The sequence below is a fragment of the Acidovorax sp. sif0632 genome, assembly GCF_019218805.1.
Lineage (GTDB): Bacteria > Pseudomonadota > Gammaproteobacteria > Burkholderiales > Burkholderiaceae_C > Acidovorax > Acidovorax facilis.
On record NZ_JAHUWW010000017.1, the window covers coordinates 1 to 1,169 of the forward strand.

1 protein-coding gene is annotated in these 1,169 nt (G+C 60.9%); it reads left to right on the forward strand.

The window, feature by feature from the left end; all coding sequences use genetic code 11:
- On the forward strand, positions 1 to 1,167 hold a 1,167-nt coding region (gene tuf, locus KW832_RS25555), incomplete at its 5' end, for an elongation factor Tu (protein WP_218298114.1).
- Positions 1,168 to 1,169 lie beyond the last annotated feature (2 nt).

Sequence of the window (1,169 nt, forward strand, 5' to 3'; positions counted from 1 at the left end):
ACCAAGCCTCACGTCAACGTGGGCACAATCGGCCACGTGGACCATGGCAAGACGACGCTGACGGCAGCCATCGCTACCGTGCTGTCCGCCAAGTTCGGCGGTGAAGCCAAGGCATACGACCAGATCGATGCAGCGCCCGAAGAAAAGGCCCGCGGTATCACGATCAACACCGCCCACGTGGAATACGAAACGGCCAACCGCCACTACGCCCACGTGGACTGCCCTGGTCACGCCGACTATGTGAAGAACATGATCACCGGCGCAGCCCAGATGGACGGCGCTATCCTGGTGTGCTCGGCTGCTGACGGCCCCATGCCCCAGACCCGCGAGCACATCCTGCTGGCCCGCCAAGTGGGCGTGCCTTACATCATCGTGTTCCTGAACAAGTGCGACATGGTGGACGACGAAGAACTGCTCGAACTCGTCGAAATGGAAGTGCGCGAACTCCTGGACAAGTACGACTTCCCAGGCGACGACACCCCCATCATCCGTGGTTCCGCCAAGCTCGCCCTGGAAGGCGACAAGGGCAAGCTGGGTGAAGAAGCCATCATGAAGCTGGCTGAAGCGCTGGACACCTACATCCCCACGCCAGAGCGCGCTGTGGACGGTGCCTTCCTGATGCCCGTGGAAGACGTGTTCTCCATCTCCGGCCGTGGCACCGTGGTGACCGGTCGCGTTGAGCGCGGCATCATCAAGGTCGGCGAAGAAATCGAAATTGTCGGTATCCGCGACACGCAAAAAACCATCTGCACCGGCGTGGAAATGTTCCGCAAGCTGCTGGACCAAGGCCAAGCTGGCGACAACGTCGGCCTGCTGCTGCGCGGCACCAAGCGCGAAGACGTGGAACGCGGCCAAGTGCTGTGCAAGCCCGGCTCGATCAAGCCCCACACCCACTTCACGGCTGAGGTGTACGTTCTGTCCAAGGACGAAGGTGGCCGTCACACGCCTTTCTTCAACAACTACCGTCCTCAGTTCTACTTCCGCACGACCGACGTGACTGGCGCCATCGAGCTGCCAGCCGACAAGGAAATGGTCATGCCTGGTGACAACGTGTCGATCACTGTGAAGCTGATCAACCCCATCGCCATGGAAGAAGGTCTGCGCTTCGCTATCCGCGAAGGCGGCCGTACCGTGGGCGCTGGCGTCGTGGCCAAGATCATTGCTTAATT